This window comes from Janthinobacterium sp. GMG2 (assembly GCF_033949445.1).
GTDB classification, from domain to species: Bacteria; Pseudomonadota; Gammaproteobacteria; order Burkholderiales; family Burkholderiaceae_D; genus Janthinobacterium; species Janthinobacterium aestuarii.
In genome coordinates, this window is record NZ_JAXAWA010000007.1 from 238,375 (window position 1) to 259,812 (window position 21,438).

Here is a 21,438-nt window from a genome sequence, read left to right on the forward strand (position 1 = left end):
AGGCATGGTGGAGGGAGGGGTCATGTCGCTGCGATGGATTCAGGGGCAAGGGCCGCCGGCCCCACCACCACTGCGGCCCGGCGGAAAGCGTCGAGGTTGCTCAGGCATAGCACCTGGCTGGCATTCTCGGCCGCCTCGTGCCGCGCCAGCACGAGCGCCGCCAAGGTGGCCACCTGGCCACTTTGGCCGCAGGCCGCCGCCACGCTCAGTACGTCGTTGCTGAGATCGATATCGGGCAGCAGCGTGCCGGCATTGTTCATCAGTTCGATCATGCGGCTCGAGCGCTGGTCGGCATCGGCGTATAGCCGCGTAATCGCGGCCGGGGCGACAGACGCCGCCGACATCGCCTTGCCGCCCAGCTCGGTCAGCAAGGTGGCATCGCCGTGGCCGCGGCTGTCCGCCGACTGGCCACGCACGGCCATGCTGGCATGGTGCAGCAGTACCGGCGTGTCCACCTGCAGCGCCGCCGCCTGGGCCGCGTCGGCCAGCAAGAGGCCGGCCGCGCCTTCACCGGGAATTTGCCCGCCCGGCTGGCCCGCATTGAACAGCAGGCCGCGCGAGGTCCAGTCATGCACGGTCAGCTCGCCGATATGCGAACCGCAGGCCAGCACGATGGCCAGGCAAGGCAACTCTTGCAAGGCAGCCTGCGCGGCCAGCTGTTCGATCAGCGCCAGCGGCCCGCTGTCGCCGGCCAGGTGCACGCCGAGCTTGTCGGCAGGCCAGCCTTGCTGTTCCGCCTGTGCCTGCAGCCAGGCGGCGCCCGTGTCGCGCTGCGGCTGGTCCCAATCGGGTGGTAACAGCAGATGCAGCTGCAGGGTCGGCAGCGCCAGCGCCAGCGCGGCGCGCGATCGCGGTTGCGCCGCCTTATAGTCGTCGAGTTCCGTGTGCATCGCCGCTTCCTGCATCAGTTCGGTCAATACGCCGGCGCCCAGCGCCAGTGCGCGCAAGTGTTCGGCATCGAAATGCGCTGTTGCGCCCTGCGCCGTATCGGCCGGACGGGTCCGCAGCCAGTCGTCCAGCAGTGCCTTCTGCTCATGTTCATCGACATCGGCCACGCGGGCGCTCATCACCGGGTAGCCTTGCGCGTCGGTCAATTCCGGGTCGAGTTCTGGGCGCTGCTGCTTGTCTTGCAGCGCGGCCGCCAGTTCCGGCGCCGAGGCGCCGCCCGGCATGCGTAGCGCGGCGGCGGCCAGGTGCAGCGGCGCACGCGGCGCAGGTTCATTGCCGGGCGCCCCGGCGTCGGCCCCGGCGGCGTCAACCAGCGCGGGAGATGCCGCCGGCGCCGTCAGCCTGGCCAGCAGTTTCTTGCCCAGCCACCAACTGATGAGCAGCGCCAGCGGCAACGCCAGCATGCTGCCGGCCAGGTCGCCCGTCGACGGCATGCGCGTGCTGGTGCGCCAGTACCAGATCGCGCCGCCCCAGCACAAGGCGAACACGGCCAGTATCAGCAGGCTGCGCCGCAGCCACGCGCGCATCAGCGCGCTCCCTTGCAGTGGCGGCCGGACGTCATAGCTGATCCGTGGTGGCTTGCTGGCTGGCGATCAGCACCGCGCCACAGCTGGTCTTGTCGCCTTGGCGGGCCACCGGCTTGCCATCGACGATCCAGCTGGCGTCGCCGCTGACGATGGGGCAGGTGCCATGGCCAGGCCGCGGGCACGAAACCTTGTCGCCCACGCGCGCGATGCCGATGCCGCCGCTGTCCGTCACCGCCGAGGCTTCCAGCACGCTGCCGCCATGCGATGTCTTGTCACCCAATCTGATTACAGGACCAGCCATATGTGCTCCTTAAGTCATCGTTGTTTTTTCATCACACCAGGCACGCGCAGTTCCGTGTGGCCGAAATCCATCATTTTCCAGCGGCCGCCCCAGGTCATGCCAACCGATTCGGCCACTTCGCCATACAGCTGATAGCCGCGCATGGCCCAGGGATCTTTTTCCGAGATCACCAGCTTGCCGTCGCGCAAAAAGGCGCAATCGGCCGCCAGGCCATACTGATGCCAGCTCTGGAACGCGGCCGCATTGGTGACATTGCTGCCCATGCCGGCCAGCATGTTTTGCCGTTCCGGACTGCGGTAACCTTCCAGGATGGCCATGTCGTAGCCATGTTTTTCCTTCATGATCTTGAACACCAGCAGCAGCCTTTGTGCGTACTCGGTATTGAGCAGCGTCCAGTTGCGGCTGGCCGATACCAGCATCGGCCGCACTTGCTGTACTTCCTCTGTGGCGAACACCAGCGGCGGCAGATCCACCGGCGGCACCAGCTGTTCGCCTTGCAGCAGGGCCGATACTTGTGTATTCATTTCCCGCGTCGACACTTCGTAGCCGCCCAAGACACTCTTGCTGCCTGCCAGCAAGGCGATTGCCGGTGGCAGACACATCACCGCCGCACCGCCCAGGAACAGCAGGTAATGGCGGCGCACGAACGCCGCGCTGCCGAGCAAGGTGCTGGCGCCACCACGGCGCAGCGTGTCCAGGCCGGCGTTCCTGCGCCGGGCAAGCCGATCGAGCCGTGCCCCGATGCCTTGTTCAGCCGTCGCCAGCGCCCGCAGCAGCAGTTCGCGGCCCGATGGAAACAGCACGAGCCAGCTGATCAGGCATGCCAGTAAAAAATAGAGTGCCACCGCCAGTAGAAACACGCCCACCCCGCTCGAAAAAGGCGCCATGCATGGGCAGTGGAATGCGGCTGCGCCAGCGTTTGCGCTAATATTGCCTGTGAGTATATCTTACTAACTTGCTAATTACGGGCGCTTAGTTTCAATTGTGCGCCGGGTGCGCACTGTTGATTTCCTAACATGCGTCACGCTTTTTTTTATTGTCGTAAGGTATTGCAAATATTGACAGGAGTTAAGATTTTGCAAAGCAATGACGACAGCCCACGGCCATCGACACGGCCCAGCTTATTGACGCCCGCGCAACAGGCCGAGGCCGACCGCAGCCGTATACTCAACCATCTCGAAGGTGGCAGGCGGCCTGCGCCCATGCCGCATGAAGGCAGGCGCGCCAGCCGGTGGCCGGTCTGGGGCGGCATGCTGGCCGGCGCCTTGTTGCTGCTGGCCACCGGCGCCTGGCTGGGGCAACACGAGGCGGCGGCGGTGGCCGAACCCGTGTTGAGCAGTACGGCACCAGCACCGGAAACACCGGCCGTGGCCGCCGCGCCCGTCACCGCCGCTGCCAGCATCCGCGAGGAGGAACAGCAGGCGCTGCCACGGCAGAGCTTGAGCGAAATGCTGGGCGCCGACTTGCCCGTCCCAGCGCCGGCGTCCGTGCCCGGCCCCAAGGATGTGCTGAGCAAGGCGCTGGAAAGCCCGCAGAAGAGCGCGTCCAAGCCGGCGCGCGTGCCGCAGAAAAAACCGCCAGCCAAACCGCTCAAGCCCGCTGCTCCTGCCAAGCCCGCCGTCACGCCGGAACAGGAAAACGACCTGGCGCTTCTGGCCGCGCTCGTATCGCATGCCCAGGCTGGCACGCCGCCCAAAAAAGCGCCGTCCAGCCTGCAAGTCCAGTTACAGCAATGCAGCAAATTGAAACCGGCGGCCGCCGATAGCTGCCGGCAGAGGACCTGCGCCGGCCGCACCGACAAGCCGTTATGCAAGGCGGCCAGGGCTGCGGCGAAAGGCGCGCGATGAGCGCAGCGCAGCTGGAGCAGGTGGACGCTGCGTTGGGAGCGTTCTCGAGTATCACGCGCTTGTACGAGATCACGCTGGAAGGCGACGGCGCGCAGGATGCGGGCCCCTTGCTGGTGGAAGCGTTCGCCGGTGACGAGCAATTGCAGACGCCCGGCGCGCGCGATGTCATCGTGCTGTCGACCAGCGCCCAGCTGGCGCTGGCGCCCATGCTGGGCAAGCTGGCCACGCTGCAAGTGAGCCTGTTTGATGGCAGCCGCGCCAGCTTCAGCGGCCATGTCAGCGAGGCGGCCATGCTGGGCAGCTTCGGCGGCCTGGCGCGCTATCGGCTGCGCCTGACACCGTGGCTGTGGCGGCTGGGCCAGGTGCGTAACAGCAGAGTCTGGCAAGACAAGAGCGTGATCGAGATCATCGAGTCCGTATTCCAGTCCTACGTTCCCGCGGCGCGGTGGCGCTGGAGCGACGACACGCGTCCGTTCATGGATGGCGCCGCGGTGCGCAGCTATTGCTGCCAGTACCGCGAATCGGACCTCGATTTCGTCGGCCGCCTGCTGACCGAGGAAGGACTGGCATGGCGCTTCGAGGAGCAGGAAGGCGGCCATTGCCTGGTGCTGTTTGCCGACAGCAGCGCCGACAGCGCGGTGCCGGAAGATGCTTCCAGCGCGGCCGGCGGCGGCATCCGCTTTCATGGCGCGCGCGCCGGCGAGCAGGGCGATACGCTGCAGGCGTTCAGCACGGCGCGTTCGCTGAACACGGCGCTGGCGACCGTGCTCAGTTATGACTACAAGGCCAAGCAGGCGGTCGCGGCCGGCGTGCCGACCCGGACGGCGGTGGGCGGCCAGCATGCGCCATTGCTGGAAAGCTACGATACGCCGGGCCAGTATTACTATGCCGACGCTGCCCAGGCCAGCCGCTACGCGCTGTTGCGGATGCAGGCGCTCGAAGCGCGCAGCGAACGCTGCGTTGCGCGCTCGACGGTGCGCACCTTGCGCGCCGGTACGCGGTTCAGCCTGACACAGGGGCCGCTGCAGGGGGCGGGTGGCGATGCGCCGGCCCCGGCTTATACGGTGCTGCGCGTCTGCAGCGTGGGCGTCAACAACTTGCCGGCGCCGGCCAGGCAAGGATTGGCTGAACTGTTCGGCCCGATCCCGGAACTGCTGCAGGAAAGCCTGGGCACACTGAACCTCGGACCGCGCCACATCGAACACTTCGAGCAGGTGATCGCCCAAGCGGTGGCCAGCGGCTATGCCAATCATCTGGAAGCGATTCCCGCCGCCACTCCGTGGCGCCCGGTGCTCGGTGAAAACGGACTGCGCCAGCATCCGAAACCGACCGCCTGCGGCAGCCAGAGCGCCATCGTCGTGGGAGCCGATGGCCAGGACGCGGCCAGCGGCGCCGATGAAATCTATTGCGACAGGCTGGGCCGGGTGCGCATCCGCTTTCACTGGCAACAGGAAACACATGCCACCTGCTGGGTGCGTGTGGCGCAGCGCGCGGCCGGCGGCGGCATGGGTAGCCAGTTCCTGCCGCGCATCGGCCAGGAAGTGCTGGTGCAATTTTTGGAAAACGATATCGACCGGCCCGTCATCATCGGCGCGCTGTACAACGGCCAGGGCGAGGGCGGTACCAAACCGACCCCGGGCGGCGTCGGCGGCGAGCCAGGCGACGCCGGCGTGTTCCAGCCGGCCCACGATCATGCGGTAGCGGGCCAGGGCAATGTGGCGGGCGGCAATAGTCCGCTGTGGCACGGGGCAGCAGGGGCCAGCGCGGCGCACCGCAATGCCAGCGCGCAATGGGGCATCCGCAGCAAGGAGTTCGGCAAGGCGGGCGGCATGGCCGGTTATAACCAGCTGCTGTTCGACGACACCGACAGCCAGGGCCGGGTACAGCTGAAAAGCAGCCATGCGGCCAGCGAACTCACTCTTGGCCACCTGATCCACACGGCCGACAATTACCGGGGCAGCCTGCGCGGCGCCGGTGCCGAATTGCGCACCGATGCGTATGGCGCGGTGCGGGCGGGCGCCGGGCTCCTGATTTCCAGCTATCTCGTCAACCACGACGCGCGGGCACGCGACCCGGCCGGCGACAATGCGCCCGGCATGGCGCTGCTCAAGCAGGCGGCCAAGCTGGGCGAGACCTTCAGCGAGGCGGCCGTCACGCACCAGGGGGTGGCCTATGCGGCGCACCTGGGGGCGACGGCGCCCGGCAGCAGTACGCTCGATGCCAAGGCCGCGCCGTTGCCGGCATTCTTGACCAGTGCCTCGGGCATGCTGAGCCGCGACAGCGTGGCGGCCGCCAGGAGCGACGCGGCCGGCAAGCCCGTCGCGCCAGCCGAAGACAAGCTGCCGCACAGCAGCGACGCCATCATCGCGGTGGCGGCCAAGGCGGGCCTGGGCGTGGTGGCCGGCCAGGATATGCAATTGTCGAATGGCGAAACGGCAACATTGATGAGTGGGCTCGATACACAGTTCGCCAGCGGCGGCCAATGGCGATTGCACACGGGCCAGGCGATCGGCATGCTGGGCGGCGTCGTCAAGCCGGGCGAAGGCGAGCTGGGCGTCCAACTGGTGGCGGCCAGCCAGCCCATCGAGGTGCAGGCCCAGTCCGACGAGATCAAGGTGCAGGCGCGCGAAGAGGTCAATGTCACCAGCGCCAACGCGCACATCGACTGGGCGGCGGCGAAAAGCATCCGCCTGTCGACGGCGGGCGGCGCCAACATCACGATCGAGGACGGCAATATCACCATCCAGTGCCCGGGCAAGATCACCGTGTTTGCGGGCAAGAAGAGTTTTCTGGGGCCGGCAGGACTCGGCTATCCGCTGCCGCGCCTGCCGCGCTCCGAGCTGGCGCTGCGGCCCTTGAAATTCTTGCTGCGCCTGGCCGATACGCCGGGGCTGAAAGGCCATGCGCTGGCGCACACGCCGTGGAAGATCGCCCATGGCGCGCAACCCGACGGCATGGATTTCATCGACGACGACAAGCTGGTGGCGCAGGGCAAGACCGATGCATCGGGGAATATCAAGCTCAGCGATGCAGAGGAAGAAAAGCTTGCCGCCGTCTATGCGAGCAATCCGGACCATACATGGATCGTGTATCCGGGCCACAGCGTGCGGCTGAACGTGGAAACCGAATCGCCCGACTGGAGCGACAAGGAAAAGCTGTTCCATGCGATGCAGGCGGCGGACTTCAGCGCCGGACGCTACGGCACCATCTTCGAGGCGGCGGCGGCACCGCAGGCGCGCTATGCGAAAGAAGCGCTGGCTTCGCTGACCCTGAAAAACATCCTGCCGAAGGTGAAAGTCTGATGGCGACGCTTTCTTTCCCACTACGCCACGTCGGCAACAGACTGCGACATGTGTCATGACAAATAAAAATATCTCCCAACTGACGGCCGAGGACGGTACGCCGAGCGCGCCGGCCACGTCGGCGCCCGGCTGTTTCGTGCACGATGGCGAGGAACTGCCGAATTTCCCCAAGCATAAGTGGGGCAGCATCTTTTCCGAACAGCAAAAGGGTAACCGCGTCGAGTTCTATGTCACCGGCGAAGAGTATTTCACGGCCGTGGCCAAGGCCATCGAAGGGGCAAAAAAATCGATTTTCATCACCGGTTGGCAAGTCAATTTCGATGTCGAACTGACGGCGACGAAGACCTTGTTCGAATGCCTGGAAACGGCCATCGCCAGCCCCGCCGCGCCGAAAGTGTACGTGATGCCGTGGCTTTCGCCCAAGGTCGGCGTCGACACGGGCGACTTCGAAACCGTGCTGGCGATCTTCCAGCTCAATGCCGGCGTCGACGGCCCCGCCAAGGCGTTCGCCTTGCCGGCGATCGCCCAGAGCGACATGGAAGGCATGCTGGGCATCGGCTTTTCCCATCACCAGAAACTGGTGGTGATCGACGATGAGCGCGCGTTTGTCGGCGGCATCGACCTTGCCTATGGCCGCCGCGACAATGGCAAGTTTGCCCTCAGCCATGGCACGCGCAAGGGCAACGAGGTGTACAACACTTGCATCCCGGCCATCGACCAGATGAATAACGAAGCGCAAACGGCCTACCTGACGCGCGCCGAACTGCTGGCCGGCTGCATCGGCGGAAAAGTCGGTGGCGCGGCCACGTTCGCCACCTCGGCCATGGCCACGCCGGTCGCCGTCGTGCTTGACGTGGTGCAGGATGCCAAGGACGGCATCGCGCGGATATCGAAGAATATGTCCGCAAAATGGCAGGCGATCGACCTGATGCCCGACTTTATCGGCAAGCTGCAGGACATACCGATCGATGTCGCACAAGATATATCGCGCTGGGCTTACGGCCAGCTCGACAAAGGTTTGCGCGACAAGGTCGATGGCGTGCGCACCACGGGCAGCGCGCATGTGATCGACGGCGGCACGGCGCTGATGTCGTGGCTGAATGCCGGCTCGCTGAACAAGCTGCCGCCCGAATTGCGCAGCGGTACGGTCAAGCTGCTCGAGACCTTCGTGATCGGCGTCCTCACTTATCTGTCGACCTTGGCCGACGCGCGTCCCACGCGCTATGAAAACCTGAAAAAACTGCGCAAGATCATGCCGACCGGGGCCAAGACCTTCGCCGCCACGCAGCCGCGCATGCCATGGCACGACGTGCATGCGGCCATCGTCGGGCCGTCGGTGAGCGACTTGAGCCGCAACTTCATCGAGCGCTGGAATGGCATTGCCCAGCGCTATGAAAAATCGTACCAGGCCAGCATGCCGCCTGCGCTGATCAAGATGTTCCAGGCGCTGGGCATGTCCGGCACGCCCAGATTGATCTTGCAGCGCATCGCCGCCGCGCCGCCGCCGAATACGCATGCGCAGCCGGGCGACGCCTGGGTGCAAGTGTTGCGCAGCGCGCCGATGAAGCTGCTCAATGACGAGCGGGCCGCGCATGCGCGCGGTAGTAAACGTTCGGCCAGGCCGGAGTGGCCGCAGAACAATTGCCTCAAGGCGATGTTGACGGCGATTAATGGGGCGCAGAAATTCATCTATATCGAGGGCCAGTTTTTCCAGTCGGAATATGGCGACGATGCGAGCAAGACCAGGCCGCTGTCCGGTCCCATGGCGGCGCTGCTCGATATCAGCAAGTCGCCGGCCTATGAAAAGTACGCGCGGCAGCTCGGCGTGTACGGCGTGCCGCCGGCGGAGATGATCGACAAGCTGATCTGGTCGCAGATCGACGATGTCAGGGCCGACATTACCGGTGGCGGCAGCGATTTCATGGCCGATCTGTTCAATGTGATGAGCAACTATGCCGATATCACCTCGACGCGCATGATGGGCAAGGAAGAGCCGGGCATCCTCAACCCGATCGGCCTGGCATTGTCGCAGCGCATCGAGCGCGCCATCAACGATGGCTTGCCCTTCCATGTCTACATGGTGCTGCCGGTACATCCGGAAGGCACGCTCGACACCCTCAATATCATGACGCAGCTGCATTTGACGATGCAGTCGCTGGTGTTTGGCAAGGATAGTCTGGTCAACCGGATCCGGCGCGCCATCCTCGTGCGGGATCTGCGCAAGAGCAAAAAACTCGGAGCGGAAGAGGCCAGGAAAACCGTTGCCGGCTACGCGCCGGACCGGCTGGCCGAACTGGCCGGCGACAAGTGGACCAGCTACCTGACCTTGCTCAACCTGCGTTCATGGGAAACCCTGGACAAGCGTCACGTGACGGAGCAGATTTATGTGCACTCCAAATTGCTGATCGCCGACGACCGGGTGGCGATCCTGGGCAGTGCCAATATCAACGACCGCAGCCAGCTGGGCGGGCGCGATTCGGAACTGGCGGTCGTCGTCAGGGATGACAACCAGACCGATGTTGAGCTCGATGGTGTCGATAGCGACAAGGTCAGCGTCAACGTGCATGACTTGCGGGTGCGCCTGTGGAAAAAACTGTTCGGCCTGACCGATGGCGCCACTCCGGCCAAGGATCTGATCAAGCACCTGTTGCGTCCGGCGGCCCCGGACACTTGGGAGGCGATTCAAAAAGTGGCGCTTGCCAATGCGGAAGCGTATGCCAAGGCCTTCGCTTTCTTGGCGCGGCCAAGCGGCAAGCCCAGCTCGATCTGGCCCACTTGGAATGCCAGGACGCGCAGTCTGGAACACCACATGCCGTTCCACGAGCGCTTTTGGCGCGATGCCGATATCTTGCGCGACAAATCGCATTCCTGGGAGGCGCAAACGCGCGCGCCCGAATCGGCGCCCGTTGGCGTGCAGGGTTTTATCGTGGCCTTGCCGGTTACCTGGACGGCAGGCGAAAACAATATATCTGGCATGAATCTGACCCTGCTGGCCCATCAGGAGAAGAAACGGCTGCACGATGTCGACCATCCATTGCCGCAAGAAACCTACGCCCACGTTGAATCAGGCAAACGCCCGCCAACCGGCCAGAGCGAAAGCGCGGCCTGAAGAATAGTGTATTTTTTGATTGCTGCCCATGATGATAGTTCGTTTTCCGCGTAGTGCCGTACGCCATCTTGCCGCTCTCCTGCTGTGTGCAGGCGCGCATGGCGACGGCATGGGCGCTGAGCAGGCCGATCCGGCGGCGCCGTCGCGCAAGCCGACGGCGCAGGAACTGATGCAAGCGACCGCATCCGGCTACGTGACGCCGGCCGGCACGGCGCGCGAATGCCTGGGGCGGCTGGTGTTCGACGTGCATGCGCCGGTGCAATGGCCGACCCGCTACAAGGACGCTTCCGACACGGGTATCTTTTACCGCTCTTTCAGCGAGGAAGTATTTCACCAAGGTGATGAGATACAGGTTGGAAATGTCCGCATCGGCGTCCTGGGGCCGCTAGGCAAGGAAGACCTGGCCGCCTTGCGGGAAGCCATGCCGCAAGCGAGGATCGACAGGCTGCAGGCGCTGCTCAAGGACGATGAGGCGGAACTGGCCCAATTGAAAGGCCAGCCTGCCAACGCCAGGACCCGCCAGGCGAGTTATCTGGCGCAGAAGTCGGTCACCGGCAGGCAGGCGCAGATCAAGGAACTGCAGAGCAACTACCAGGCATTTGATTCCGGCCTGCCCGGCAGTGAAGGCTACCGCAGCAGCGAAGGGTCGGGAACGGTCAACCCCATGCGCTACTCCATCTATCGCAGCCACCTGAAGCGCGGCGATTATGTCTACGTGTTTGAATCCACGCAAGAAATACGCGACAAGGATAGCGAGGCAGCGCATGGTCAGCAGTTCATCCGCTTCCTGAAAAGCTTCCGCCCGCGCGCCGCCAATGAAGTGCCGAAAGACTTGGGCCTGTGCATTCCGCATGGCTTTATCGCTGACGATGGCAAAACGGTCAGCGCTATCAAGCAGTCCTTGCGCTGGCCCGACGCGCCCGGCGTGTTGTATACGATTAGCACCGGCAATGTCGATCCGCGCGCCTTGAAAGTGCCGCTGGTCCAGGCGGCCGCCACCGGCGGCATCGGCAAGTTCGGCAGCCGCGGCGAGCAGGAAGCCCAGCCTTTCATTGTCGAACGCATCGCGCCCCGTAGCGCCCGCATCGGCGCGCTGACGGCGCAGCAGGGCGGCGTGGCGCTGAAAGTGAGCCGGCCCGGCAGTACGCCGTTTGAAACCTATACGGTATTTACCGGTTACGCGGGATGGCTGGGTACGGCAGTGCTGCCCTACATCCTGATCGAACTTAACAGCCGCAGCATGGAGCAGGCGCCGGAACTGAAGCAGAATCCGCCGCCGTTCAAGACCAGCTACGCGCGCCTGGAAACCTTGTTGAAGAGTACACATTTGAGGCCTACGGAACCGGCCATGCCGGAACTGCGCGGTATTAACGGCTTGCAATGATTGCCGCAGTCCGGATTTCAATCGAAACACTCTTGCTATAACGAAATTTCTAGGGTGTAATGGCTTTGATAAAAGTGCTTATTTACTAATTTTATGCGGTAAGCCGCGTGATGGAGTTCCGGATGTCCATGTCCTTGCCCGCCAGTTTCACGCAAGCCAGCAGATTGTTACAGCTGACCACGCCCCTCGGCGCTGACCGCCTGCTGGCCGAATGCGTGCGCGGCGAGGAGGGCTTGAGCACGGGCTTCGTGTTCCAGATCGCGGCCCTGTCGACGGACGCCGCCATTTCCTTGCGTACCCTGATCGGCCAGCCGGCCCTGCTGCAATTGCTGACCGCGACCAGCGCCGACGCGCTGCGCCCGTTCCACGGCCACATCACCGCCGTTGAGCTGGTTGGCGCGAATGGCGGCATGGCGCGCTATCAGTTGACACTGGAACCGTGGAGCACGTTTCTTGCCCACGGCCGCGACAGCCGCGTGTTCCAGGACATGACGGTATTCGACATCCTCGACGCGCTGTTTGCCGCTTACCAGGCGCAGGGCAAGCTGGCGCCAGCCTGGCGTTTCGATATTCTCGACCGCGCGGCATACCCGAAACGCAGCCTGAGCGCCCAATACCAGGAAAGCGACTGGGCCTACGCGCAGCGCTTGATGCACGAGGAAGGCCTGTTCTATTACTATGAGCACAGCGGCGACCAGGGCAGCCCCAGCCTGGGCAGCCACTGCCTGGTGATCGCGGACCATAACGGCGCGTTCAAGCCAAATGCCCAGAGCAGCATCGATTTCACGCAGCCGGGTGCCGTGATGAAGGTCGACAGCATCGACCGCTGGCGCACCGAATTGCGCCAGCAGACCAATGCCATCGCCATCGGCAGCTGGGATTACCGCTCGCTCGACCAGCGTGTCGCCAGCGCGACGGGTGAGGCGCAGCAGGTGGAGCTGCTCAGCCGCGACGCGCCCGGGGCCTATGCCTACGCCTCGCGTGAGCAGGGCCAGCGTATCGCGCGCAACCAGTTGCAGGCGCTTGAAGCGGGCAAGGAAGTCCATGTGGCGGCCGGTACCGTGCGTACCTTGTCGCCGGGCACCACGTTCAGCTTGCAGGGACAGCCGGTGTTCGACCAGGGTAGCGACGACGCACGCAACTTCCTGGTTGTGCGCACGGTGCACCTGATGCACAACAACCTGAGCGCGGATCTGCAATCGTCCGTTGTGCAAACGCTCAAGACGGGCCTGCTCGATGCGGCCATCCGCAAGGAGCAAGCGGGCAGCCTGCACCGCATGCCCGCGCTGCTGGGCGCCATTGCCGAGCGGCCCCTGTACCGGAACCGCATCGATGCCATCCGCAGCAACATTCCTTATCGCGCCAGCGGCAAGGACCAGCATGGCCGGCTGCTGCATCCGCGCCCGACCGTGCATGGCCAGCAGACGGCCGTCGTGGTGGGCCCGGCCGGCGCCGCGATTCACACCGACCGCGACCACCGCATCAAGGTGCAATTTCACTGGCAGCGCGGCGTCACGAGCCACAGCCGCCTCGACCATCCGCAAGGCGGCAAGCATACTGGTGCGCCTGGCGATGACAGTGCCGGCACCTGGGTGCGCGTGGCCTCCACCATGGCGCCGGTGGCGGGCGCCAACTGGGGTGGCCATGCCTTGCCGCGCATCGGCCAGGAAGTATTGATTGATTTCCTGGAAGGCAATATCGACCGGCCGCTCGTGATCGGTGCCGTCTACAACGGCCAGGGCACGGCCGATGCCCAGAATAATCGCGTGTCCCATGGCGCCGGGCCCGCCACCGGCAATGCACCGGCCTGGTTTCCCGGTGAGGCGGGCGCGCATGCTCATCCGGCCGCGTTGTCCGGCATCAAGAGCCAAGCCATGCAGGCCAGCCAGCAGGGCGGCGCGGCGTACAGCCAGCTCGTGTTCGACGACAGTCCGGGTCAGCCGCGCGTGGCCCTGCAGCGCCATGCCGGCGCGCACCAGGGTACTGCCGAGCTGAACCTCGGGCACTTGCGCCATCAGACCGACAACCAGCGGCTGGCCGCCGCCGGCTTCGGCGCCGAACTGAAAACCGAGCACAGCGCCGCGCTGCGTGCGGGGCAGGGGCTGCTGCTGTCGACCGACGGGCGTACCAACGCCAGCGGCACGCAGATGGATACGAAGGAAGCCACGGCCCAGATCGAACAGAGCCTGGCCTTGCTGACTTCGCTTGCCGAGACGGCGCAAAAGCACAAGGCTGTGTTGGGCGGTGGGCAAGGCCAGGCCGAAACGGCGCCCGATACGCTGCCCGCATTGAAACAATTGGCGAACAGCATCGACATGCTCAAGGGCACGACGGGCACGGGCGACGGCCAGGCAACGGCCTACGGGGCGCCCCAGTTGCAATTGTCCAGTCCGGCCGGCATCGCCGCCACCACGCCGCTCAATGCGCTTTTCGCCGCCGGCAATACGAGCAGCATCGCGGCAGGGCAGGACATCAATTTCGGCGCGCAAGGCAACCATTTTCATGCGATCAGTTCCGGCATCAGCCTGTTCACCTATGGCAAGGCCAGCAAAGCCGATAAACCCAACCAGGAAACCGGCATCCGCCTGCACGCCGCCAGCGGCAAGGTCAGCAGCCAGAGCCAGTCCGATGAAACAAAATTAACCGCAGACAAGGCCGTGACCGTGGCCAGCGTCAGTAAAAGCGTCAATATCAGCGGCAAGCAGCATGTGCTGATGACAGTGCAGGGCGCCTATATCAAGCTCGAGGGCGGCAATATCGAAATCCATGGACCCGGCAAGATGGAATTCAAGGCCGGCATGAAGGAGTTCACGGGGCCGGCCAGCGCCAGTCCTGTACCCCTGGCCTTGCCGATGGGACAATTGAAAAGCTGCGCGCTGAAACTTCTCGATGCCACGATGGCGGGAGCGGCCAGTGTCAAACGATAATTCACCATCGCCAACGGTATCGGCGGTGCGCGCCGATGAAGTGCTGTACAACGTGGCCCGCGACTATGACAGGACCATCGTCCTGATCGACCAGTTCATCGACAATCCCTTGCGCGAGGCGATCGAAGCCCTGTCGCCGCCTGCGGCCAGCGTGCTGCTCGATGACCCGATCTTCGAGGATGACTTGCAACGCGCGCCGATGCTGCTCGAACTGTCAAACCGCCGGCCCGAGCACTACGCGCTGGTCGAACAGAGCCTGAAGCTTGCGCTGGAGCAGCAAGCCGAAGCGGGAGCGGTACCCCGGATCTGTGCCTGGCTGTTTGGCCAGGCGACCCTGGAGCGCTTGCGCAGCGCCATGCTGGCGCGCCTGAATGTGCGCTATCCGTCCGGCGACGCCGTCTACCTGCGCTATTTTGACCCGCGCGTCATGCCGCATCTGGCAAGAGTGTTGCCCCCGTCTAGCGTGGCAGGAACAGGGGGGGACAGCAGTTTTTCCGATCTGCTCGGTCCTGTTGAAAAATGGTGCCAGCTCGACCGCGATGGGCAGTTGATCCAGCATGGCCATGCGCAGCCGGTATCGGCGCTGCAAGACATTCCCCTGCGTATCGATGAGCCAACCATGCAGGCGATGGAGCGCGTCGAGCAGATCAACCTGGTGGTGCGCATCCTGCGCGCAAGGCAAACGGCAATCGGGCCTGGCATCGATGCGCAAATCGACCACCATCTTGTCCACAGCGCAAGTGCGGGCCTGGAGCAGGCTGACGACCAGATCGCCTATGCCTGGCGCGCCGTCGAATACGGCCAGGCCTTCACCTTGCACCCCGCCCTCGGGGAACTGATGCGGATGGCAGCGACGCAAGGCTTGCCGCTGGACATAGTATTGAAAGCCCGTCTGCATTCCCTGGACTGATGCCCAGCAGAATGGCCGCGTGCCGCACACCTAACAGGAAGAGCGATGAAAGACTGTAAATTCTGCGATAAAAACGGCTTGTTCATCTTGCCCTTGCGCTATGCGGCAGTGGTGGGCGAGGGGGCGGCCGGCAGCGTGCCCGCGCTGCCAGGCAAGCTGGGCGACAAGGTCAAGCACATCAAACTGGAAAACGCCAGCTATGCGCCGCGCCTGCTGCGCTCCGGCTTCCTGTACGTGCTGATCAAGCGGTCGGGCCTGCTGTATTGGGAGGGCTATTTTGCCGACGACGACGCCTTTCTGTCGAAATTCCCCGTCGATACACCGCCCTCGGCGGCCGTGACTTTCTCCTGCGACCGCACCACCTGCGGCATCAATGCCAGCCTGATCTCGATCGACAAGATCGAGTTTGTCGAAAAAATTTATCTGCTGTTTACGCCGACTGCCATGACGACAGATCGGCTGGACGCCTATGCGGCCAATCCCGACGCCAGGGTTGGAACTGGACAGATGCAGGTATTCCTGCCGAAGGAATGGGCGGCAGGCAGTACCGAACAGCCGCACAGCCTGAAGCCTGAAGAGCTGGGCAAATACGTGCCCGAGGCCGTACTCGCCCGGCAATATCAAAATGCCTGCAAGAGCCCCTTGGGGAAAATCCTCATGCAGCAGCTCTACATGGCAAGTTGCGATGCTTATGAAGGCATGGCAAATCTTCCGCTAGCGACGCCGGGCGGGCGGATCGGGAAGCTGGAAGAGAAAATGGTGGCGACCAAGGCGGCAGCCTTTGCTGTGTTTGACCCGATCGGCATCACACAGGAATTGAACGATTTTCGTAATGCCGCCCTACAACCGCTTGAGGATTTTCTTGGGCAGGTTGACAAGGAAAAAGTCAGCAATCGGCGGAAGATGGACGTCATGGTCGGTATTGATGATATCAAGGACTGTGTCGTCAAATATGGCGTAGAAATCAGAAAGAAAAATCTTGATGACATGGATTTGAGGGCACTTCCGGACATCAATAAAAATAATGCTGAAATGCTCAGGAAATTAAATCGGGTAAAAGAAGCTGAAATAATCGAAGAGAGAATAAGAAAAACTTCTGAAGCGAGAGAGAAAAGGCGCGAGCAGATTCTTGCGGGCAGTGAACAGGATGCGCGCGAAAAATTCGAGAAAAAATATGAATCGCTCATCTCTGTCTCGGAAATTGATTTACTTCGGAAAACCCTGGATAAACTGTCGCGAGAAGCTGAGGCAAAATCGAAGAAGAGAACCGCCGATCATGCCAGGTGGGTGATATCCACGGAACTGGTTGACGCATTTGATAGTTATGATGAAGAAAATATCAGCAGCGGTTTTTGCTTTAATTTTGAATATTCCCGGTGTGTGTTTGGCATGTTCGCGAGTACGGAAAATGCGCCTGTTCTTAAAAGTTGGATGGATGTAAATTCAATTGACAGAAAAAATTTGTACATGCGTTCAAATTTTTACAATCATAAATCTTTATACGATGCAGCGGAAAAAGCTTTCAAGGAAGCTAAAGACCAGGTCGAGGCTGCCGGAGATATTTCAAAAGTACAGGCGGCACCGTGGTTAAAGGCCTGCAAAGGCCTGATTGATTCCTTTAAGAAAATTGATTCCGCATGGGATGAATGGTTGCGCGATAGCGGGGTCCTTAAAATTCACAACAAGGACCCATCGGCCAGTACAAAAAAGCCGATAGTAAATTTATCAAAATATCATCGAACTGCGGAGGGGATGGCATTTGCAAAAATATCGGAGTGGACTCAGGCACTGTCCACTAAAAGCGGGAAGCTGGACAAGGCAATTTCCGGCGTCGTCGGTGTATTGCTGTACTCTAAGTTAGCTGATCTTGCTGAAAAGATAACTTTCGAAGAATTGATGGTTCCTCTAAAGCAAAAAAATATTGATGAATTAAGAGAAAAATCCAAGAAATACGCTGAAACGCTGAAAACGGAAAGTAAAAAAAACAAATTAGAGCAAAGCATAGAAAATAAAGCTGAGCGTCTAGCGCGAAAAGAGGCCACCAGAATTGCTCAGGCAGATGCGGCAAAAGTGGAAGGGAGCATAGAAAAACTGATAGAAGATGAACAGGCAAAGGTAAAAAACAAGGTCAAGATTGCACTGGACGAATTAGATGTGGGTAAAAGGCCCGAGACCAATAACTTTCGCCATGCCCGCATGGGTGTCCTTTTAATGTCAATTGAAAGCCTTTCCCTGGCAACAAAATTGCCTCATTTTCAGGATTCTCCCAGACTAAAGGCTGAGGTGGCAGCCTCAATATTTTCACTGAGTAGTATAACTTTTGATCTGATCTATGCTGTGACAAAATCTATACGGGAAATTTTACCTTATAGTAAAATTAACGGGATAAATAAGGCGGCAGATATTATTCGCGGCGGATTCAAAATGGCTGCGGGGGTACTGGGGGCTATTTCGGGTTTCATTGTAGTTTGTTTGGATATTCTTTCGGCTTATGATGAAATAAAGAAGGAACGATCTAATGGGGTTTTGGTGGGAATTTACACTAGCCGAGCTGTTTTTGGTGCAATAAACATGGGTTTGGGCTTGGCCGCTGCATTATCCTACGGCGCTCCTTTATTGGCGCGATTGGCAGGATCCCAATTGGCGAAAAATTTCAGTTTTTCTTTGAAGACAATAAATTATTTTGGTGGATTGGCACAAAGCCTGGTAGGTGGCAGAACTATTTTATTGATAAGGTTGGCTCGGTTTAATCTGATTGGTTTAGGGATAACTGTTGTCGAAGTCGGATATCGAGTATGGATCATGGACGATGAATTGGAAAATTGGTTTCAAGCGTGTAGCTTTAGAAAGGAAAGAGGATGGTTTTCTGAGAAACCATTTGCTACTGTTGAACAGGAGCTAATGGAGTTGCAGAAAGCTTTGAAGGCAATACAATCATAAATTTTGAGGTTAGTGTGACAGAAGAGAAAAATGAAGACATGTTTTCAAATGAGGTTTTCTTTACACTGGAAGGAAAAATCACAGATTTTCAGACTGCTGCAACAACTATAAACTTACTCAGGAAAATAGAAAAAAATATTGAGGAGAAAAACCTTGCAGGTGGCGTCGCAGCGGCCATCAATGGCATGCCTGGAACATTGGCAACGTCAGCCATGCTAAGTTTTTACGATGGCGAAGATATGCATACTTTTGCCGGGCTGGTCAATGGCGAAGTAGTCTGTGGTGTTTTTGATGATGCGGACAAGATCAGGGATGGCGATGTCGTCAAATTGGTCGTGGCAAGAAGGGGTGATGTCCTGCACGTACACAGCCTTCTTCGTATAGAGGATAGCCTCTTATTGATGCCTCTGAATGCTTATTGCGGAGAACGCGCTTTTTTATGGAATTGCATGAGATTTGCAAGAAACATGACGTTATTTGTTTGGGTTGTTTTATTTTCTGGATTTTTTTTATTGATCGATGTATCAATGGAAAAGAAAGAAAATTTAATTACAGCATTTGGCGCAATATTGTTGATACCTCCGTTGTTTTGTTTTCCTTTCGAATACTGGACATATAAGAGTATGCGTGGTTATTCAGTCTACGCTGAGAAAATTTTCCTCGCTTATGGTTTCCCAAAGCCAGATGTATTTGATGCTCGCAGAGGGATTACTTTTTTCGAAAATAATGGAAATGGATTTTTTGCGACGAATTGTGAGCTTGCTCTGAAAAAACACAGGTTGAAGCACAAGATTCCACCTGCTTGATAAATATGTAACTTTATGAAAAGAAGAGGGGGCTAGCGAATAGTTGTTTGATTCTGGTGAAAAAAACGATGGAGTTACATAAAGCATTAAAGGTGGCTCAAGCAGAACTGTTAGGAAGCGCATCATGGCCGAAGAGAATATTGAAAAAACATCTTCCGAAGGGGATTTTTTTACAGTGGAAGGAAAGCTCACGGAATTCCATATGGCTGCAACAAATGTGAATTTACTTGATGAAATCGAAAGCAGCTTTGTGGAAAAAAATTTGGCAGGTGGCGTTGCCGCCCTCATCAACGGCATGCCAGGGGCATTGGCAAATGCCGCCATGCTGAGTTTTTACGATGGCGAAGATATGTACAATTTTGCCGGAATGGTCAACGGAAAAGTAGTGTGTGGTGTTTTTAGAGACGCTGATAAAATCAAGGATGGCGATATCGTAAAATTGGTGGTGACACAGAGAAATGACGTGCTGTACGTGCACAGTTTGCTCCGTATTGACGATAGTTTGTTGCTGATGCCATTGAATACCTATTGCGGAAAGCGAGCTTTTTTCTGGAGTTGCATGAAGTTTGCGCGGAATATGATACTGTTTATGTGGATTATGGCTTTTGCTGCCTTTTTTTCATATGTTGATATATCAGTTGAAAAAAAAGAATATTTAATTGTGGCATGTGGAATTATATTCCTGGCTCCTTTGGTTTTTTGGTTTCCTTTCGAATATTGGAGCTTCAGAACCATGCGTGATTATTCGATATGTGCGACAGAAATTTTCGCTGCCCATGGTTTTCCAAGACCTAGTGACTTTGATATGCGAATGGGTGCTACTTTATTTAAAAATCAAAGCCATGGCTTTATTGGATATAGTTGTGAGTTGGCTTTGAAGAAACACCGGTTGAAATATAATATTCAATCTTCCTGATAATTTTTTTTAATTTTGAAGTTCGATCTCAGTTACTCCCTGCGCGGAATTGATGGGTTATTGGAAATATATTATTGGTATCAATGGAAAAAAGAAAATTTAATTACAGCATTTGGCGCGATATTGTTGATTCCTCCGCTGTTTTGTTTTCCTTTCTAATGCTGGAAATATAAGAGCATACGTGATTATTCTGTATGCGCTGAGAAAATTTTCCTCGCTTATGGTTTCCCAAAGTCAGATGTATTTGATGCTCGCAAAGGGATTACTTTTTTCGAAAATAATGGAAATGTATTTTTTGCAACGAATTGTGAGCTGGCTCTGAAAAAACACAGGTTGAAGCACAAGATTCCATCTGCCTGATAAATATGCGACTTGAGGAAAAGAAGTGGGAGCTAGCGAATAGCTGTTTGATTCTGGTGAAAAAATTGATGGAGCTGCATAAGGCATTAAAGGCGGTTCAAGCATAATTGTTAGGAAGCGAATCATGGCCGAAGAGAATATTGAAAATACATCTTCCGAAGGGGATTTTTTTACAGTGGAGGGAAAGCTCACGGAATTCCATATGGCTGCAACAAATGTGAATTTACTTGATGAAATCGAAAGCAGCTTTGTGGAAAAAAATCTGGCTGGTGGCGTTGCAGCCGTGATCAACGGCATGCCAGGAGCCTTGACAAATGCCGCCATGCTGAGTTTTTACGATGGCGAAGATATGTACAATTTTGCCGGAATGGTCAATGGAAAAGTAGTGTGTGGCGTTTTTAGAGACGCTGACAAGATCAAGGATGGCGATATCGTAAAATTGGTGGTGACACAGAAAGAGGATGTGCTGTACGTACACAGTTTGCTGCGCATCGACGATAGCTTTTTTATGATGCCATTGAATGCTTATTGCGGAGAGCGTGCTTTTTTCTGGAGTTGCATGAAATTTGCAAGGAACATGACATTCGCTGTTTGGATAATTCTTTCACTTATGCTTCTTTTTTCTATCGATGTATCGTTAGAAAAAAAAGAGCATTTAATTACGATGTTTGGCATCATATTTCTGATGCCGCTAATTTTTTGTTTTCCTTTTGAGTATTGGAGCTTTAGAACCATGCGTGACTATGCGGTCTATGCGACAGAAATTTTCGCTGTCCATGGTTTTCCAAGGCCAAATGACTTTGATATGCGCGAAGGCGTTACTTTATTCAAGGATCACAGCTATGGTTTTATTGGGTATAGCTGTGAATTGGCATTGAAGAAGCATAGGTCGAAATACAAAATTCAGTCTGCTTGATAATTTCAAAAATAAATTTCCCGTTCAGAAAATATCTGGCTTGGCAGTGATCGTCCAGGCTGCTGCAGGCACGCTAGGTGCTGTTCCAGCGTACAGGCAGCGACAAGTGACGGAGATCTTGTCGCAGGCTTCAGCATGATCTTGGGTGCTCAAGACGATATCTTTGATTACTAGTGGTAATTGGATAGATGAAAAGTAGTTACCAAAGAGGTAAAGTTCTCAAGAAATAAATAAAGTTGCCCGGT

At 58.4% G+C, this 21,438-nt stretch carries 13 protein-coding genes; 10 read left to right on the plus strand and 3 right to left on the minus strand.

What is annotated here, in order from left to right:
- Positions 1-20: 20 nt before the first annotated feature.
- Genes SKZ59_RS23385 through SKZ59_RS23395 form a run of 3 tightly spaced genes read right to left on the minus strand, consistent with a single transcriptional unit; the run spans position 21 to position 2,663 of the window.
- Positions 21-1,475: a hypothetical protein gene (locus tag SKZ59_RS23385; protein ID WP_319993075.1), complete on the minus strand. Its 1,455-nt coding sequence runs from the start codon at positions 1,473-1,475 to the stop codon at positions 21-23.
- A gap of 31 nt (positions 1,476-1,506) precedes the next feature.
- Positions 1,507-1,776 carry a PAAR domain-containing protein gene (locus SKZ59_RS23390; RefSeq protein WP_034754859.1) on the minus strand — a complete coding sequence of 90 codons (270 nt, stop codon included), beginning with the start codon at positions 1,774-1,776 and terminating at the stop codon, positions 1,507-1,509.
- 14 nt (positions 1,777-1,790) lie between these two features.
- Positions 1,791-2,663 carry a M15 family metallopeptidase gene (locus tag SKZ59_RS23395; RefSeq protein ID WP_319993076.1) on the minus strand — a complete coding sequence of 291 codons (873 nt, stop codon included), beginning with the start codon at positions 2,661-2,663 and terminating at the stop codon, positions 1,791-1,793.
- A gap of 315 nt (positions 2,664-2,978) precedes the next feature.
- Here SKZ59_RS23395 and SKZ59_RS23400 point away from each other — a divergent pair, with 315 nt between their 5' ends.
- From SKZ59_RS23400 to SKZ59_RS23445, 10 genes are all read left to right on the plus strand, one after another.
- Positions 2,979-3,623 (plus strand): hypothetical protein, encoded by a 645-nt coding sequence (locus SKZ59_RS23400; protein WP_319993077.1) that lies wholly within the window; start codon positions 2,979-2,981, stop codon positions 3,621-3,623.
- Complete coding sequence (locus SKZ59_RS23405) at positions 3,620-6,925, plus strand: type VI secretion system Vgr family protein (protein WP_319993078.1); 3,306 nt, start codon at positions 3,620-3,622, stop codon at positions 6,923-6,925. The genes SKZ59_RS23400 and SKZ59_RS23405 overlap by 4 nt, the downstream gene beginning before the upstream one ends.
- Positions 6,926-6,980: 55 nt before the next feature.
- Positions 6,981-10,034 carry a phospholipase gene (locus SKZ59_RS23410; protein ID WP_319993079.1) on the plus strand — a complete coding sequence of 1,018 codons (3,054 nt, stop codon included), beginning with the start codon at positions 6,981-6,983 and terminating at the stop codon, positions 10,032-10,034.
- 28 nt (positions 10,035-10,062) lie between these two features.
- Positions 10,063-11,418 carry a T6SS immunity protein Tli4 family protein gene (locus SKZ59_RS23415; protein WP_319993080.1) on the plus strand — a complete coding sequence of 452 codons (1,356 nt, stop codon included), beginning with the start codon at positions 10,063-10,065 and terminating at the stop codon, positions 11,416-11,418.
- Between the two features lie 122 nt (positions 11,419-11,540).
- On the plus strand, positions 11,541-14,345 hold the full coding sequence (locus SKZ59_RS23420; RefSeq protein ID WP_319993081.1) for a type VI secretion system Vgr family protein: 2,805 nt from the start codon (positions 11,541-11,543) through the stop codon (positions 14,343-14,345).
- The gene (locus SKZ59_RS23425) at positions 14,332-15,255 is read left to right on the plus strand and encodes a DUF4123 domain-containing protein (protein ID WP_319993082.1); all 924 of its coding nucleotides are present in this window, start codon (positions 14,332-14,334) and stop codon (positions 15,253-15,255) included. The genes SKZ59_RS23420 and SKZ59_RS23425 overlap by 14 nt, the downstream gene beginning before the upstream one ends.
- Before the next feature lie 45 nt (positions 15,256-15,300).
- Positions 15,301-18,195 (plus strand): T6SS effector BTH_I2691 family protein, encoded by a 2,895-nt coding sequence (locus SKZ59_RS23430; RefSeq protein ID WP_319993083.1) that lies wholly within the window; start codon positions 15,301-15,303, stop codon positions 18,193-18,195.
- A 14-nt stretch (positions 18,196-18,209) separates the two neighbouring features.
- Positions 18,210-19,001: a hypothetical protein gene (locus SKZ59_RS23435; protein WP_139143530.1), complete on the plus strand. Its 792-nt coding sequence runs from the start codon at positions 18,210-18,212 to the stop codon at positions 18,999-19,001.
- A 124-nt stretch (positions 19,002-19,125) separates the two neighbouring features.
- Positions 19,126-19,917 (plus strand): hypothetical protein, encoded by a 792-nt coding sequence (locus tag SKZ59_RS23440; protein ID WP_070306027.1) that lies wholly within the window; start codon positions 19,126-19,128, stop codon positions 19,915-19,917.
- A gap of 484 nt (positions 19,918-20,401) precedes the next feature.
- A complete protein-coding gene (locus SKZ59_RS23445; RefSeq protein ID WP_070306025.1) occupies positions 20,402-21,193 on the plus strand; it encodes a hypothetical protein in 792 nt (263 codons plus the stop codon).
- Positions 21,194-21,438 lie beyond the last annotated feature (245 nt).

What these genes read in the sequence shown, in the direction of transcription:
- SKZ59_RS23445 (WP_070306025.1), top strand. Translation starts at nt 20,402, where the DNA reads ATGGCCGAAGAGAATATTGAAAATACATCTTCCGAAGGGGATTTTTTT.
- SKZ59_RS23400 (WP_319993077.1), top strand. Translation starts at nt 2,979, where the DNA reads ATGCCGCATGAAGGCAGGCGCGCCAGCCGGTGGCCGGTCTGGGGCGGC.
- SKZ59_RS23410 (WP_319993079.1), top strand. Translation starts at nt 6,981, where the DNA reads ATGACAAATAAAAATATCTCCCAACTGACGGCCGAGGACGGTACGCCG.
- SKZ59_RS23395 (WP_319993076.1), bottom strand. Translation starts at nt 2,663, where the DNA reads ATGGCGCCTTTTTCGAGCGGGGTGGGCGTGTTTCTACTGGCGGTGGCA.
- SKZ59_RS23385 (WP_319993075.1), bottom strand. Translation starts at nt 1,475, where the DNA reads ATGCGCGCGTGGCTGCGGCGCAGCCTGCTGATACTGGCCGTGTTCGCC.
- SKZ59_RS23405 (WP_319993078.1), top strand. Translation starts at nt 3,620, where the DNA reads ATGAGCGCAGCGCAGCTGGAGCAGGTGGACGCTGCGTTGGGAGCGTTC.
- SKZ59_RS23430 (WP_319993083.1), top strand. Translation starts at nt 15,301, where the DNA reads ATGAAAGACTGTAAATTCTGCGATAAAAACGGCTTGTTCATCTTGCCC.
- SKZ59_RS23440 (WP_070306027.1), top strand. Translation starts at nt 19,126, where the DNA reads ATGGCCGAAGAGAATATTGAAAAAACATCTTCCGAAGGGGATTTTTTT.
- SKZ59_RS23415 (WP_319993080.1), top strand. Translation starts at nt 10,063, where the DNA reads ATGATGATAGTTCGTTTTCCGCGTAGTGCCGTACGCCATCTTGCCGCT.
- SKZ59_RS23390 (WP_034754859.1), bottom strand. Translation starts at nt 1,776, where the DNA reads ATGGCTGGTCCTGTAATCAGATTGGGTGACAAGACATCGCATGGCGGC.
- SKZ59_RS23420 (WP_319993081.1), top strand. Translation starts at nt 11,541, where the DNA reads ATGTCCATGTCCTTGCCCGCCAGTTTCACGCAAGCCAGCAGATTGTTA.